Origin of the sequence: Okeania sp. SIO2B3 (assembly GCF_010672525.1) — a bacterium.
Taxonomy (GTDB): domain Bacteria; phylum Cyanobacteriota; class Cyanobacteriia; order Cyanobacteriales; family Microcoleaceae; genus Okeania.
In genome coordinates, this window is record NZ_JAAHGH010000007.1 from 129,359 (window position 1) to 144,713 (window position 15,355).

Below are 15,355 nucleotides of genomic sequence, written 5' to 3' on the forward strand. Positions count from 1 at the left end.
GGAATAAGGAATAAGCTTTAAGAGAAGGAAAAATTTTATTTATATGGCGGTAGATATTTCCCCAAGTTTTACACGGGACTATACTAACGGACATGATATAACTCAAATATCATTTGAATATACAAATGACTTGAATGAACTTGATGATTTTTAGTTGCATCAGTTTGGAAAATTTTTAAGACATAGGAAAATATAATAAACTTTTTACTTATGCAAATAGCATAAGTATTTTTACACATAGTATAATTTATAATTGAGGATTAATATATATGAAATTATAAGATATTTACTTCCTTTACACAAGGCTTTGCTAAATCCTAAAAATATAAACATTTTGTCTATACTAATATATATTTTTCACAAAATCAATATAGATTTAGCTATTTTTAACTAGACTCAATAAATCATAAAAAATCATTATAAATTTAAGAGATATTGATATTATGCACCCAAATTCTTTATCTGACTCAGAATTAATATCTGAAAAGAAATTTTCTAAAATTTTGGCAGAAATATCTCTCAAAATTCGCCAATCATTGGAGTTAGACTATATCCTCAATACTGCTGTAGCAGTAGTACGAGATTTACTCAATGTTGACCGTGTTTTTATATATAAATTTCAATCAGATGGTAGTGGTATTGTTGAGGTAGAATCAGTTAGCTATCAATCAAGAACAATAATTAATGAAGTCCTATACGATCCATGTTTTAAAGAAGATTTAATCAATCTTTATAAAAATGGTCGTGTGAGTTCAGCTACAGACATTACTAACAGTAATCTGCCAACTTGTTATGTAGAATTATTACTTAGATTTCAAGTACGATCTATATTAGTAGTACCTATTTTACAAGGTGATGATCTATGGGGATTATTAATTGCCCATCACTGTATTGATGCTAGAGAATGGCAAAATTCAGAGATTGAATTACTACAACAATTATCAGTGCAAATGGCAATTGCTATTCGACAAGCAGAACTTTATCAACAACTGCAAGAAGAATTGAAGCAACGTCAGCAGGCACAAACTAAACTAAAACAAGTTAATAAACAATTAAAAGCAAAGCTTACAGAAAATAAAATATACGCAGATATAGTTAAAAATATGCAAGTTGGTTTACATGTTTGGCAGATGGAAGACCTAAATGATGTTAGTAGTTTTAGATTAAAAGCAACTAATCCTGCTGTTACTAATTTAACTGGATATCAAGAAAAAGAAATAATGGGTAAGCGAATTAGTGAATGCTTTCCTCACTTATTAAAGACTGATTTACCAGAAATTTATGCTGAGGTTATTCATTCGGGAAAAAATAGAGATTTGGGAGAAATTGAATATTTTGAACAACGAATTCCCCATAGTATTTTTGCAGTAAAAGCCTTTCCTTTGCTTAATAATTGTGTGGGTATATTATTTGAAAATGTGACAGTTCGTCAAGAAACAGAAAATGAGCTGAAAAGACAAAAAAAGGTCATGCAAATGTTGACTACAATGAATCCTGATGGAATTTTCATTGTTGATACAGAGGGTGTAATTCAATTTGTTAATCCTGCAGGAGCATTGCTTTTTGGTCGTACAGAAGATGAACTAATTGGAAAAGCTTTTGGGTTTCCTTTAGTTGTGGGAGAAAGAGTTGAAATAGATATAGTCAGACCATTGGATGAATTGCGTGTAGAAATAGGAATGGCTGAAATGCGACTTGGCAATATAATTTGGGAAGGAAAAGAAGCTTATCTTGCTTCTTTTAGAGATATTACTGAACGAAAACGTACAGAAAAAACTTTACGAGAAATGAATGAAGCGATCGCTCAAGAAATTCAGGAAAGAGAACAAGCACAAAATCAATCCCAAGAAGCTAATAAAAAATTAACAAATTGGGTCGAAGCTTTAGAAAGTCGGAATCAAGAAATTACTTTACTAAATAATATGATTGACTTACTTCAAGCTTGCTTTACTGTTGAAGAAGCTTGTCAAGTTATTCTGCCATTAATTCAAAATTTATTTCCCAATACTTATGGTTCGGTCTTTAAAATTAGTGATTCAAGAATGTTAGTTGAAGCCATTGCAAATTGGGGAGAAAAAATACCAGAAGAAACACTTTTTGCCCCCCATGAATGTATTGCTTTACGTCGGGGAGAAGTTCATTTTGTAGAGGATACTCAAACAGCTTTAACTTGCCAACATCTCCCACAACCATTACCTAAAACAACATTATGTATTCCAATTATGGCACAAGGCCAAGCAATTGGAGTTATTTCATTTTATTATCAAGAAAAAACAAACATTACAAAAGAAGAACATCAATTAGCAGTAACATTAGCTAAACAATTTGGGCTAGCTTTAGCAAATCTAAAATTGCAGGAGACTTTGAAAATTCAAAGTATTCGTGACCCTTTGACCGGATTATTTAATCGCCGTTACTTAGAAGAATTTCTGAATAGAGAAACTTATCGAGCCATTAGAACTGAAAAGCCTATTGGTATAATTATGATTGATGTAGATTATTTTAAAAGGTTTAATGATGAATTTGGTCATGCTGCTGGAGATATTATTCTCAAAAATTTAGGCTCTTTTTTAAAACAGAAAGTTCGAGATTATGATATAGCTTGTCGTTATGGTGGGGAAGAACTAATTATGATATTACCAGGAAGTTCTTTAGAAAATACTGCAAAAAGAGCTGAACAAATACGGCAAGAAATCAAACAATTATCTGTAGAATATGATGGTATACTGCTAAGTTCTATTACTGTTTCTTTAGGAGTTGCTTGCTTTCCTGAACATGGCAAAACTGGGGAAAAGGTGATTCAAGCTGCTGATGCTGCTCTTTATCAGGCTAAGTATGAAGGACGTAACCGAGTTGTAGTAGCTTCAAATTATTGAATATTTTATTTATATTACATTGTTTAAATTAATACAGACTATTTTCAATTAATTAGGGTTTGCTTATGGAAAGTATGCATGGTAGGGGTAGGAGTCAGGAGACAGGAGACAGGAGACAACCCACCTCTAACCCCTCCGGTGGAGGGGAAGACAGGAGAAAAGGGTCGGGAGCGAAGAGGTAGGAACGGGCGTTTTGTCTCTCAATTTTTCTGCCATAGTCAGCCCAAAATACTAGCATGCATGAGCGTTTTCAACTGAAACAGGCGTACTGCAATTTCGAACCTAAAAATACTCAAACCTATATGTATCAATACTTTTATAATTAATCAGCAAGCCCTAAATAATATTGAGGTGTACAGATAAATTTTTTTTGAGTCTTAATAAACTATAAAATCGATCGCTAGGTAGGCTTTAGAGAAAAGATATTATAATCGAAAATAATACAAAAATCAACTACAAAATTTCCCATGGATAATCCTAATCTAATGCTTTATGAAAAAATCTACCGCATCCCAGTATCCTTGAAAAATCAATAAAAATTGAAACTAAAGTTCCTAGAAATTTTATTGGAAATCATTCATACCCAGACAATTCATAAGAAGTTTGAGGAATCACATTAATATTACGATGAGAATAACGAGTAATGGCCAATAAAGGTACTGCCAGAGTCAGCACAGCGATCGCTGTTCCCAAAATATTTGCAATCCTTTGAGGAGGTTCATCGTCTGAGTAACTAGCAGGTTGACTATCTGATTCCATAGTAAGAAAAATTCTAAAAAACTTAAAATTGTTAGTAGTAATACTTAGTAGCAATACAAGTTGTATGATAATTGTTTTGGAATAGGCCTAAACTTTGATTGTTAAGAACTACAATTTTTTTTCAGCAACTTTGTCCTTAATCTCTTTAGCTGTTTGTGCCAGTACAAGAGACCTTTGACCCATACTTACAGGTAGTCTAGGTGTATCTGCCAAAGAAAAACGAGATAAATCCAACAAAAGTTGACGGACTTTTTCTACCCATTCTAACGAATCTGGAGGAATTATTTGGCTATCTGCTTTTTCTTGAATAATTTTTGCTTTCTGTGCTAGTGGTACAGCTTTTTCTGCAAGATTTTCTGGTAGTTTAGGCTTATCCGACAAGGAAGTACGGGCAATTCCAAGCAATAATTGATAAACCTGCTCTATCCACTCTGTATCTGAGCAGTGGGAATTTAGATTAGTCATAACTAGGGCTAGTTTTTTTCAAAAAGAGAGCTAACATTCTATTCTTGTTTAGATAGAAATTGTTTACTTTTCAGTTAAATTCCAGACTCCATCCCAATCCTTGGGAGGAAGTTCGGCCTGAAATAGCTGACAACGACCAAGGTGTAATTTAGCAGCTTTGTTGTTGGGATCGATTTTCAAAACTTCTTTAAATTCAGCTTCAGCCATTGCAAAAGCTTCTATGATAGAGGGGTCTGTTAAATTTTTTTCTTTGGATGGTCTTAAGTAATACTCTCGTCCTTGATGATAATGTTCAACTATATGGTGTTGTTCCTCCGTTAGCTCTTGCTTGAGATCCCCTTCCTTAAAGCCTAACAGTTCATATATTCTAACAGGCTTACTTTTTCCCTTCACAGTAATTAGGTCTAGTTCCCGAACCCAAAGTATATCTTTGTAAGGTTGATAAGTATTATCACTGATGACCAAATCTGTACCATACTGCTTGCTTGTACCTTCAAGGCGAGAAGCTAAATTAACACCATCTCCAATAGAAGTTAGCTCCATACGCTTACTAGAGCCAATATTACCACTAACTACTTCGTCTGAGTGAATGCCCATACCAATCTTAATGGCCATTTTGTTCTGAGCTACACGTTCTTCATTGAAAATTTTCAGGCGTTGACGCATTTCTACAGCACTTTGCATAGCACACAAAGGATGATGTTCTAGAGGAGCTGGAGAGCCAAATACTGCCATTAGGGCATCCCCTATATATTTATCGAGAGTACCTTTATATCTGAATACAGCATCTACCATCTCTTCAAAATATTCGTTCAGCATAGTGACAACCTCTTCAGCTTCCATACCTTCGGTCAAAGTAGTGTAGCTACGAATATCACTGAAAAGCACAGAAACCTGTTGACGTTTTCCTCCTAAACCAGTATCACCACTTTCTAATAATTGTTCAGCAACTTCTGGCGTCATGTAGCGATACATCAAGTTTTTCACTTGTTTTTCTCCAGTAATGTCCTCCATCACTACTAAAACGCCATTAACCTTCTCCAGGTCGCAAACATCAATCATAGAGTTAATTGACAAATTAATACTTTGAGGAGGCAAATTTCCCAGGGGTAACAAAGTTTGGTCTGGATAATACTGTTGGTATTCTTTAGTATAATTCGGAGAAAGGGCTAAATCTAGCCACCTAGAAAAGTCACCTTCCTTGAGGCGTACTAATTCGCTTACAGACTTACCTGCTAATATATCTGTGTCACTGATGCCTAGTAAATGTCTAGCACTTTCATTTGTAGCAATAACTTTGCCTTTTTGATCTGTAGATATTACCCCGTTGCTGAGACTCCGTAGAATATCCTTTTGTCTTTGTTGCTCTTGTTTGACTGTATCAAATAATTTAGCATTTTGGAGGGCCACACCTGCTTGGATATTAAAGGCCTTCATAAATTCTAAATCGTTGCGATTAAAACTGGCTTTCCACTGCTCTGGTGCTTCAGGCCAGTTGCCATGGTTATAGGGTGGATAATCTCCCTGTTTCTTTTTATTAATTAGCTGAGTTACACCAATTAATTCATTGTCAGCATTAAAAACAGGCATACACAACAAACTACAGGTACGATAACCTGTTTTTTCATCTGTTTCCTTAGCTGTAACTGAGTGGGTATCTTTATAAACATCAAAAGGAATGAGTAGTGGTTCGCCAGATGTGGCCACCATACCAGCAAAGCCTTTATCTTTAGCAATCCTGATTTCTGTGAGCTGCCCATTAATCGGGATTTTTGTCCATAGTTGATTTTTCTCGTTATCTATGAGCCACAAGGTACTGCGGTCTGCGTTCATTAGTTCCTTGGCCTGCTCCATAACTTTTCCTAGAGTATCTTCTAAGTCTAGACTACTTTTGCTGAGGGAGTCTACAGCTTTCATTAAAGCTTCTGCTGCTCTCTGTCTTTGAGTTGCTGCATAAAATGACTTAGAAGATTCAAGAATTAGACTAATGGAAGGGGCAAATTCACGAAATACTCTTTCATCTTCTTGAGTAAATCCGTTGACATCTATTTTTTCTCCTAGTTGTTCATATTTTTCGTGGTCTGGTTTGAACTTGTTTAGGAGTTGAACAACTGCGATTAAATCCCCTGTATCTTCTTTCAGTAATGGCATTACTACCATAGTATAGGTACGATATCCATTCTGTTTGTCAAATTTTTGTGCTGAAGCGGAACGTGGATCGTCATAGAAATCGTAGGGTATGTTTATGACTTTTTTCTCTTGAGCTGATTCCCCTGCTATTCCTACATTGGCTGAAATTCTTAATTCTAAGAGCTTCCCATCTGCTCCTTTAGCTACTGTTGACCAAAGTTCATTTTTTTCTTCATCTAATAACCAAATTGTTGTCCGGTCTGCGTTTAATAATTCTCCTGTTTTGAGAGTAATTGAGCGCAACATTTCATGTAGAATTGCATCAAATCCTTGAGCTTCTAGCAAATTGTTGAGCATTCCCAGGGTTTGGTTAACTGTCTTTAGCTTTTCTTCAACATCTTTAACCGCTTCAACAAAGGTTTCTTTTGTTAGGGGAGCTAGATAGCTTGAGAAGCTAGACCCAGGATGAACTAATGCACTACTTTCGTTGAGTTTTGAGTAACTTTTGGGGTTATCTCCATTACTAAGATTAATTTCTGGATTATTATAAGTATCATTATTATTAGAGTAAGTTTGAGGGTGAGACACCTCATGGTTAGTACCCTCTATAACTTCCACATCCTCTTTTGGGATTGTGTACTCTGTTGCTATTTGGTTTGGAGATGCAGATGTCATAACGTTTTTATTAAATATTTTAGATGCTCTTTCTATTAAGGCTTTTCAGTAGTTATGGCTCAGTTTGTTAATTAATATTAAGATAGGCACTGAATAATTTTTAAATCATTCATATCCTGTAGTGTAGTTTAACATAATTAAATTTTTATTCTTCTCTCAAGAAGTTGATTATAAATATTTTTTATATCAGATTTGCTACAAAAGTTATAGGTATGAGTTTAGGGCAATCGATTCTGTGAATATTTTTTTTCTTTACTTTTACCCCATTACCGGAATGTTTGTTATTTAATAAGCATATTAATTTTGATGCTATAGAAGCTTACTTGTTGTACTTGATAAACTGTTAATTAATAATTATCAAAACTATCATTACTTCAAGTTTCAAGTTTATTCTCCACATTTTTGATAGAAATATAAGTAAGCAAGTTTTGGTTTGTTAAAATTATGACCTCCAGTTTTATACTCATAATGTAGCACAAAAAGTTGCTATTAATACTATGGATTGTGTGATATCTAAGTTAATAACTCAACATAATCTACAAAATTTGTTTTGCCCTTTGTTGAAATCAATTGATAATATTATTTTATATATTGTATTTTTAGTAGAGATTGATTTTATGGACTAAGATTCTCCTCCAGAACTAGAAATAGGTACAGTCAAATTTTGACGACGCTTAGTAGCAGCTTCGGTTAAAAGAGATTCTGCAAAAGCTATAGCTTCTTGAGCTGGCCTACCACTAGCTAGTTGTGCTAACTCTTCCCGACGTTGATAATTATTAAGATTTTTAACTCTAACAATAGTCCGTACTTCAGAGTTTTGATTAGGTATTTCCTCAACTACTTGTTTACTGACATTAAAGTGATTATCAGCCATTGCAGCTACTATCGGTTGATGGGTTACGCAGAGGACTTGATGTTTCCGACTAAGTTGATGTAGTTTTTCTGAAATGGCTGCTGCTACTCTTCCTGAGACTCCAACATCTATTTCATCAAATACTAGAGTACCAGATCCTTCTATTTGAGAAAAACAAGCCTTTAATGCCAATAAAAATCGACTCATTTCCCCTCCAGAAGCTATTGAATTTAGAGGTTGTAGTGGCTCACCAGGATTTGGACTGAAGCAGAATGTAATCTGGTCAGCACCTGTAATTGTTGGGGTAGTGGGAGTAATTTGTACCTGAAATTTCACTTTTTCCATAGCGAGGGGTTTTAATTCCTCTACTAAGTGTGTCTCTAATTTAGCAGCCGCACTATGACGTTTTAAGCTAAGTTCGCTACATTTATCTTGTAATTGTTTTTGAGTTTCTAGGTATACTTTTTCTAGTGCTTCAACAGACTCTCCACCATCTTGTAGTTCTTTGAGTTCTGCCTGTATTTTGTAATAATAATTAATAGCTTCTTCTAGGGTAGGACCATACTTGCGACAAATTTGTTTAAGCTCTTGAATTCTTTCTTCTACATCCTGTAATCTTTGGGGATCTGCTTCTAATTCCTCGCCATAACTACTAATTTGTCGGCTAGCTTCAACAACTTGAGATAAAGCTTCACTAATAATTTCCAATACAGGTTGTAATGTGGAATCGTAGTTTACCATATCGTTTAAGATGGTTTCTGCTTCTCCAAGGAGGTCTGCTGCTGCTGAATTATCTCCTTCATTTTGATATAAAGCTTGATATATTTGATAGCTTTGATGTTGAAGTTCAACTGCATGACTAAGCCGTTGACTTTCTTGTGTTAGTTGTTCTAATTCCTGAGGTTCGGTAAGATTAGATTTATCTAATTCTTGTACTTGGTATTCTAATAAATCTATTCTTTGTAAACGTTCTTGCTCTGACTGACGACGATTTTCTAATGCTGCTTTGGCTTTCTGAGCTTTTTGGTAGGCAATACTTACTGCTTCTCGGCATTGTACTAGGGGATAACTACCATATAGATCGAGCCATTCCCTTTGGAGATTAGGATTTCCTAATTGTAGAGTTTGGCCTTGGGCTGTAATTTCTAATAGGCGATCGCGCAGTTGGTCCATTATTTTGCGATTGACCAGAATGCCATTTAGACGAGACCTAGTACGGAGAGAAGTTTGGGCACAAGTAATTTCACGGCTACAGACTACTAATGTACCATCCACTGGGTCTATTTCTTGATTTCCTAACCATTTGGCCAGGGATGAGTTTAGCTCAAAGGTTGCTTCTAAGATAGCTCGTTTAGTTCCTGTTCGGATGACGCGACGGTCTACTTTTCCACCTAGAGTTGCATCAAGAGCATCTAGGATAATGGACTTACCAGCACCCGTCTCTCCTGTGAAGACATTTAGACCGGGACTTAATTCTAAGTCTAGATGGTCTATAAGAGCAAAGTTATTAATGCGAAGTGATATAAGCATTTATTCAAGGAAGAAAGAAGAAGGAAGAAGGAAGAAGGAAGAAGGAAGAAGTGAAGATTAAATGTTTGCACTTTACTTTTATCCTGCTTCGGTCAAACTTGAAGAAGGCAGAAGGTAGAAGGCAGAAGGCAAAAGGCAGAGGGGAAAATTACATGGGGATAGTCAACGACCGGCCACTCTGTGTCTTATAACCCCAAGCAATTTTAAGCACCGTATAGATGGTGGGGTATTAAACCCACAAAAGAAAAGATAATTTTTGAGTTTATGGCTTTAATCTCTGACTAAAATTATGCCAGTAAATCCTCTATTTTCTTGGAGGTCTTCAAGATAAAATTATAATATAGCAATCCTATTTCAATTGTAATATTTCTGTGGTAGTTAGGAGTCAGGAGTCAGGAGTCAGGAGTCAGAATTTTCAAGGTTTTTCGTCAATCTTAACTATTATAAAAAGTCTCACAAATTATTTAGGATTTATATATATAATTAGAAGAATACATTAAGGTTTAATTGGATGAGAGATGATTTTTTTTTGTGATTCTGTTTGTTAGTATAATATCAATTAATAACTCTAGTAATTGTTTATGAGTGAAGAATTATTTAGATTTTCTTAGCTTCTCAATCACGATTGATTTTAATTTGAGAAACAATTGACATTGGGTTTATTGTCGGAAATTTAACACTAACTAAGTGGAATTATCTTTTTCAATTATTTCTCTATACTGATAATTATCTCAAAATGCTACTATAAATTCAAAATTTATGACTTACAGCAGTTTCCGAAGTTATAAGTTACACCCATCGCAGGCAAGATGCTATAGCGGGCAAGATGCCCGCACTGGGAACATTCAATTGTTAATCTCTGTACTTCTTATGCAAGGAATCTGCTGTAACTACTAACTCCTTCCCTAAAAAATTACAATTAAAATAGGATTGCAAGAGATATCAATTAGTATTTATTGAGGAATATGAGTTATGCAGAAACTGGAATCAAGTTAAGAAAATAAATCTCATTCATCATTTAGTATTTTTATTCAATAAAATAAACTAGAGGAGATTTTTTTACAAATAATTTCCGGTATTAATATAGAACCAATTTGAGATATATTTAAACAGAGATAAATCGGTGGGGAGATAGGGAGGTGGGGCGTATTTTTCAACCTTTTTCTCTTATGCTTTCTCTCCATATCCTGACTCCTGATGCCTCTTCAACAATTAATAATTAATATTAATTATTATTGCTCTGCTGATTAAATATAAAAGTCTTGACAGATCAAGAAAAGTGCCTTTTTAGGATAGAAAAAAGTGCGATTTTTTTTCAGTCAAAAACGTTCAAAAAGGAGCGTATTTTAGGCAATAATTGGGCAGAAAAATAATTATTACAATTGTTACTCCTACCTGCTCTAAATTCCCATTTATCCTGTCTCCTGTCTCCTGTCTTTCCCCTCCTGGGAAGGGGAGGGGCGAGGGGTGGGTTTTCTCCTACCCCTACTAAAAGACTTTTTCAGCAAACCCTAATTAGTATAGCGTTTTGATAGTTGACTCCTAATAACTGATAGCTAAATGCTTACTCCTAGATAGATTATTTTTTGTCTATAATTTTAATAGATAAGTAAATTTAGGTCAGAGGTAATGTTATGACTCCAAATCCTGCGATAATGAAAGCCGTGGAGAATTTGGACTACCGTGTTACTGTGGGAGATGTGGCAGCTAAAGCTGGATTAGATGTGAAAGTGACAGAACAAGGATTATTAGCTTTAGCTACAGATGCTGGTGGTCATTTACAAGTATCAGAAACGGGAGAAATTGCTTATTTATTTCCTCAGAATTTTAGAGGTATTTTAAGGAATAAATTCTGGCGGTTAAGATGGCGAGAATGGTGGGAGAAAGTCTGGCGAGTATTGTTTTATTTAATCCGAATTTCTTTTGGTATTTTGTTGATACTTTCTCTTGTAATTATACTGGTGGCTATTGCTATTATTGTGATTTCTCTTAACTCTAGTGGCGATCAAAATGACTCAGGTGGTAGGAGTAATAATTCCGGTGGCGGGATGATATTTTTCCCTGGGTTTTGGTTTAATTCTAATTGGTTTTTGTTGTTTGATTGGGGTTATTACGACCGACCCTATAGATATCAACGTCAAAGACAAAAATATCATTCTCAAGGTCAAAAAAATGGGATGAATTTTTTTGAAGCTGTGTTTTCTTTTTTGTTTGGAGATGGCAACCCAAATTTCAATTTAGATGAACGACGTTGGCAAGCGATCGCTACTGTGATTAAGAATAATCAAGGAGCGGTAGTTGCTGAACAAATTGCTCCTTATTTAGATGATTTGGGTAAAGGTTATGCTTTGGAATATGAAGAGTATATTTTACCAGTATTAATTCGTTTTAATGGTCGTCCGGAGGTTAGTTCTGAGGGTCAAATTGTTTATCATTTTCCTGAATTACAAGCAACGGCAAAAGGGTGGAATTCTCAACCTATTTCTGCATTTTTAAAGGAAAAACTTTGGCGGTTTAGTGAGGCAACTTCTAGTCAAATAATGTTAGCAACTGGGTTTGGTGCTGTAAATTTTGTTGGTGCTTTAGTTTTGGGTTCTTTGCTAAAAGATGGTACGGTAGCAGCTCAGATAGGAGGATTTATTTCTTTTGTTGAAGTTATTTATCCTCTTCTACTGGTTTATGGTGTTGGTTTTTTAGTTTTACCTTTAATTCGTTATTTTTGGGTACAATGGCGTAATGGTAAAGTAGAGGCACGGAATCAACAAAGGCAAAAAAGAGTTATTACTTTGAATCAAGCAGATAGTCAGTTAAAACAGAAGATTGAATATGCTAAAAAATTTGCGAATGAAACTATTATTGGTCGTGAAAGTTTAGCATATACAACTGAAAAGAGTATTCTAGAACAGGAAGCTGAACAAGCAGATAAAATTGATGCTGAATGGCAAAAAAGATTAAATCAATCAGATGCTTAAGATATTAACTGAAGTGCTTAAATATCGATAATTTATCTTGTAATACCAATTGTATGTGAGGCTGTACAGAATTAGGTGTTATACTAATTTGATAAATATTTGCTACAAATAAAGAGGTTATTTCTTAGGAGTCAACCCACCCCTTAATTTGGTATAATTTTAGAGCGTTTGACAGTCCTGCAAGGGTAATGGTATTGATTGAACTTGGGACAAATGACCTAATTATGTCATCTACGACCACCTCAAGTCCAATTAAAAGAAAGCGTTCGAGGGATGGCGTTAGCGCTTGGGATAGCATTCCCCTACAAAAGCTGCTCTGTCAAGAGCGGGTCTCCTTGCTATATCCATGAAACCAAGAGAGAGGATGTATTTCGGTGTCTTTCCTACTCACAGTTTTTTCCCTTTGAGGTCTCCCCCCTACTCCCCTACTCCCCTACTCCCCTATTGCCTCTACCATTACTATGCACCACTACCGGACGTTTAAATATGAAGTAATTATTATCATTTTTTGAGTCATGGCGAATAGCTACTAATTCCCATCCTTGATTACCCAAATAATTAACTAACTCATGTAATTCTCTGTCTTTCCAGTCTCGCCATTCTTGACCATTGATATATATGCTAATCAGCTTATCTCCAAAAGGATAAGGACTAGCATCTACTAATATATATTCCCATTTTTGCATTTGTTATCTAAAAATATAAAATATAGAACCTTTTTTTTCTGCGAGAACTGTCCAGAGGTTTGAGGGCATAATTAACATTATAAATCAGGTTTACTGATGTTTCTTGTGAAAAGATGGTACAGGGAATAGGTGAAAATTATCATCTCTTTGTTTCTACAAAGTTTAGTATTATTTTAGATATCCCTTAAAGATTTCAGGATATTAGTTGCTACATTCCTTCAATTATCAGAAGGTAGATGAGATAAATCATTATATCAAGTCCGGATAATTAGTGATGAAAAAACCTATCTTCTTACCGAGAAATTGTGGGTATGCGCCTCCCCTTTTAAAGGGAAAAAAGAAAATTTTTTTCCTTTGAGTCAATCCTCTTCTTTTCAAGGAGAGGTAATTATTAAGTAAGCATTCAGCTATTAGCTGTCAGCTATCAGCAACAAGACTCTCTTGTTAAGGACAGTGTTTAAATTAACGACTGACTTTAAGGGCAAGGGAGACAACTTTTATAGTAATACCAAATTGAAATGAAGTTGCATAGAATAATATTTCAAGCATAATTGACCGCAGATAGGAGTAGATAGAGATAGATAGATTTAATGAATTTCATAATTCTATACAACCACATATAAAACTGGTATAAGACAATTAATCAAGCTTCTATCCTAAATTAAAATCAATAGCTGATGGCTGACGGCTGAATGCTTACATTATTAATTATTAATTGTTGAAACAGGACAAGTATCCCTATTATCCCTGCTCCCTAATCCCTACTCCCTTATTTAATAGTAAAGAAAATTTGGTTTCTTGGATGAAGTTATATACTTCATTAAACTGAAAATATCTGTAACTATAGAATGATCATATAAATTAAGCTGAAAAAAAGTTGTTTGAGAATAAAATAATCAATAAATGATAGAAATACGTAAAACTTATAGAACTACCATTACCGGGATTATTTTTGTATTTCAACACCATTAATCAAGACAATTTAAATCTTTTCTTGTTAGTAAAATCTGGGTTTTTGAGATTTTTTTTTACTGAACAGTAGAATTTAATTACTTAGACTAGAAAGAATACCTAAATTCTAGTTTTAGCGTACATCTATTCTAGCTAAATTTGCACCTTGGTAATAGTACAACAAAATCTGCTGGTAATTATATCCGTTCCTAGCTAAATTATAAGCTCCCCATTGACTCATTCCTACAGCGTGACCAAAACCTTTTCCAGTAATTTTGAAACTGGTTGGAATTTGTTGGCCTTCGTCTTTATTAGGAGTAACTATAAATCTGGTACTTTTTAATCCCAGAGCTGCTGTAATATCTGTACCTTGAAGAGTCTTAACTCCTGCATCCCCTAAAACTTTTATAGTAATTACACTATTGTGAGGAGTAGTAGTCTGAGGTGACATAGATATGATATTTCCTACACCTGATATTCGCTGTTTCAATTCCGCTTGAGTAAATGATTCTGTCCATTCATAAACTGGGGCGTCTTGATCGAAGTCGGGAACTGCGCGGAGGTAAGGAAGTGGGTTTGACCAAACATCTTCTACATTTTCTGTATGGCCTCCAGAGGATGAATGGAATAGAGCTAAAATAATTTGACCATTGTAGGTAAGCACTTGACCTTTAGTGGCATCAACAGCAGCATAAGTACCTGGAGACTCTGTTTTAATTCCTTGGTATACTTGCCATAATTGGTCATTGCCTAAGTCGTAGAAATTATTACTATTTTCTTGACGCTTATTTAGAGCATAGGAGCGGGCTGCAACTGCTTGGGCCTTTAAAGCTGCTTGAGGCCAATTTCCGTTCATTTCTGCTCCAATAACACTATATAGATATTGTTCTATATCAACGTAATTGATAGCTGTAATTCCTGATTTGCTAGGGATAATGTGAGTACGTCCACGATACCAGCGATCGCCTATCCATACATAACCTTCCCCTTTGGGTTCGATCCACATTTGACCAGATACCCAGTTGGACAAAGCAACTTTTCCCGATTTTAATTCGGCGGTAAAGCCTTTCGTCGGCTGTAGTTCGCCAATAGCTCTACCCGCACCATCTCTAATTATGGCGCTTGTGGAACTACCAACTTTAACTTCTTTTGCCCCTTCTTGAATGGCAATTCGCAAGACTAGGGAAGCTTGAGCAGGGGCGATCGCTAGTAACCAGAATAGAATGGATGTCCAAAAATAGTGTTTTAGTGGTTTAATGGAACGATTAATAACAGAAATAAATAGCAATCCAGAACTCATCAGATTTTAGATTTTATATTTAACTTTAAGGTTAACTAAATGTAGGTAAAAGCTATAACGAAGTCAGAAGTCAGAAGTCAGTAGGGGTGGTTTCCTACGGAATGCTCCGCAAACGCGAACCTCCCGTACAGAAGTTATTTTTGTAACGGGGGTTTGAG

At 35.1% G+C, this 15,355-nt stretch carries 8 protein-coding genes; 2 read left to right on the plus strand and 6 right to left on the minus strand.

Features of this window, described 5'->3' with window-relative positions; translation table 11 throughout:
- Positions 1–443: 443 nt before the first annotated feature.
- Positions 444–2,876 carry a diguanylate cyclase gene (locus F6K15_RS08865; RefSeq protein ID WP_293059931.1) on the plus strand — a complete coding sequence of 811 codons (2,433 nt, stop codon included), beginning with the start codon at positions 444–446 and terminating at the stop codon, positions 2,874–2,876.
- A gap of 573 nt (positions 2,877–3,449) precedes the next feature.
- On the opposite strand, the gene F6K15_RS08870 is transcribed toward F6K15_RS08865, so the two are convergent.
- From F6K15_RS08870 to recN, 4 genes are all read right to left on the minus strand, one after another.
- A complete protein-coding gene (locus F6K15_RS08870) occupies positions 3,450–3,635 on the minus strand; it encodes a hypothetical protein (protein WP_293059934.1) in 186 nt (61 codons plus the stop codon).
- A gap of 108 nt (positions 3,636–3,743) precedes the next feature.
- Entirely contained in the window at positions 3,744–4,100 is a 357-nt protein-coding gene (locus F6K15_RS08875) for a hypothetical protein (protein WP_293059936.1), read from the minus strand.
- Between the two features lie 63 nt (positions 4,101–4,163).
- Positions 4,164–6,905 (minus strand): adenylate/guanylate cyclase domain-containing protein, encoded by a 2,742-nt coding sequence (locus F6K15_RS08880; RefSeq protein WP_293059938.1) that lies wholly within the window; start codon positions 6,903–6,905, stop codon positions 4,164–4,166.
- Positions 6,906–7,527: 622 nt separating this feature from the next.
- Positions 7,528–9,288, minus strand: a complete 1,761-nt coding sequence (recN, locus tag F6K15_RS08885; protein ID WP_293059941.1) for a DNA repair protein RecN — start codon at positions 9,286–9,288, stop codon at positions 7,528–7,530.
- 1,634 nt (positions 9,289–10,922) lie between these two features.
- Between recN and F6K15_RS08890 the strand changes: the two genes are divergently transcribed.
- On the plus strand, positions 10,923–12,260 hold the full coding sequence (locus tag F6K15_RS08890; protein WP_293059944.1) for a hypothetical protein: 1,338 nt from the start codon (positions 10,923–10,925) through the stop codon (positions 12,258–12,260).
- Positions 12,261–12,685: 425 nt separating this feature from the next.
- Here the strand turns inward: F6K15_RS08890 and F6K15_RS08895 are convergent, their stop codons facing one another.
- Both F6K15_RS08895 and F6K15_RS08900 read right to left on the minus strand, forming a co-directional pair.
- Positions 12,686–12,946 carry a hypothetical protein gene (locus F6K15_RS08895; RefSeq protein WP_293059947.1) on the minus strand — a complete coding sequence of 87 codons (261 nt, stop codon included), beginning with the start codon at positions 12,944–12,946 and terminating at the stop codon, positions 12,686–12,688.
- Between the two features lie 1,084 nt (positions 12,947–14,030).
- The gene (locus F6K15_RS08900; protein ID WP_293059950.1) at positions 14,031–15,197 is read right to left on the minus strand and encodes a SpoIID/LytB domain-containing protein; all 1,167 of its coding nucleotides are present in this window, start codon (positions 15,195–15,197) and stop codon (positions 14,031–14,033) included.
- Positions 15,198–15,355: the final 158 nt, after the last annotated feature.

Excerpts from the sequence above, each read along its gene's own strand:
- recN (WP_293059941.1), bottom strand. The coding sequence starts at position 9,288 with ATGCTTATATCACTTCGCATTAATAACTTTGCTCTTATAGACCATCTA.
- F6K15_RS08890 (WP_293059944.1), top strand. The coding sequence starts at position 10,923 with ATGACTCCAAATCCTGCGATAATGAAAGCCGTGGAGAATTTGGACTAC.
- F6K15_RS08895 (WP_293059947.1), bottom strand. The coding sequence starts at position 12,946 with ATGCAAAAATGGGAATATATATTAGTAGATGCTAGTCCTTATCCTTTT.
- F6K15_RS08865 (WP_293059931.1), top strand. The coding sequence starts at position 444 with ATGCACCCAAATTCTTTATCTGACTCAGAATTAATATCTGAAAAGAAA.
- F6K15_RS08900 (WP_293059950.1), bottom strand. The coding sequence starts at position 15,197 with ATGAGTTCTGGATTGCTATTTATTTCTGTTATTAATCGTTCCATTAAA.
- F6K15_RS08870 (WP_293059934.1), bottom strand. The coding sequence starts at position 3,635 with ATGGAATCAGATAGTCAACCTGCTAGTTACTCAGACGATGAACCTCCT.
- F6K15_RS08880 (WP_293059938.1), bottom strand. The coding sequence starts at position 6,905 with ATGACATCTGCATCTCCAAACCAAATAGCAACAGAGTACACAATCCCA.
- F6K15_RS08875 (WP_293059936.1), bottom strand. The coding sequence starts at position 4,100 with ATGACTAATCTAAATTCCCACTGCTCAGATACAGAGTGGATAGAGCAG.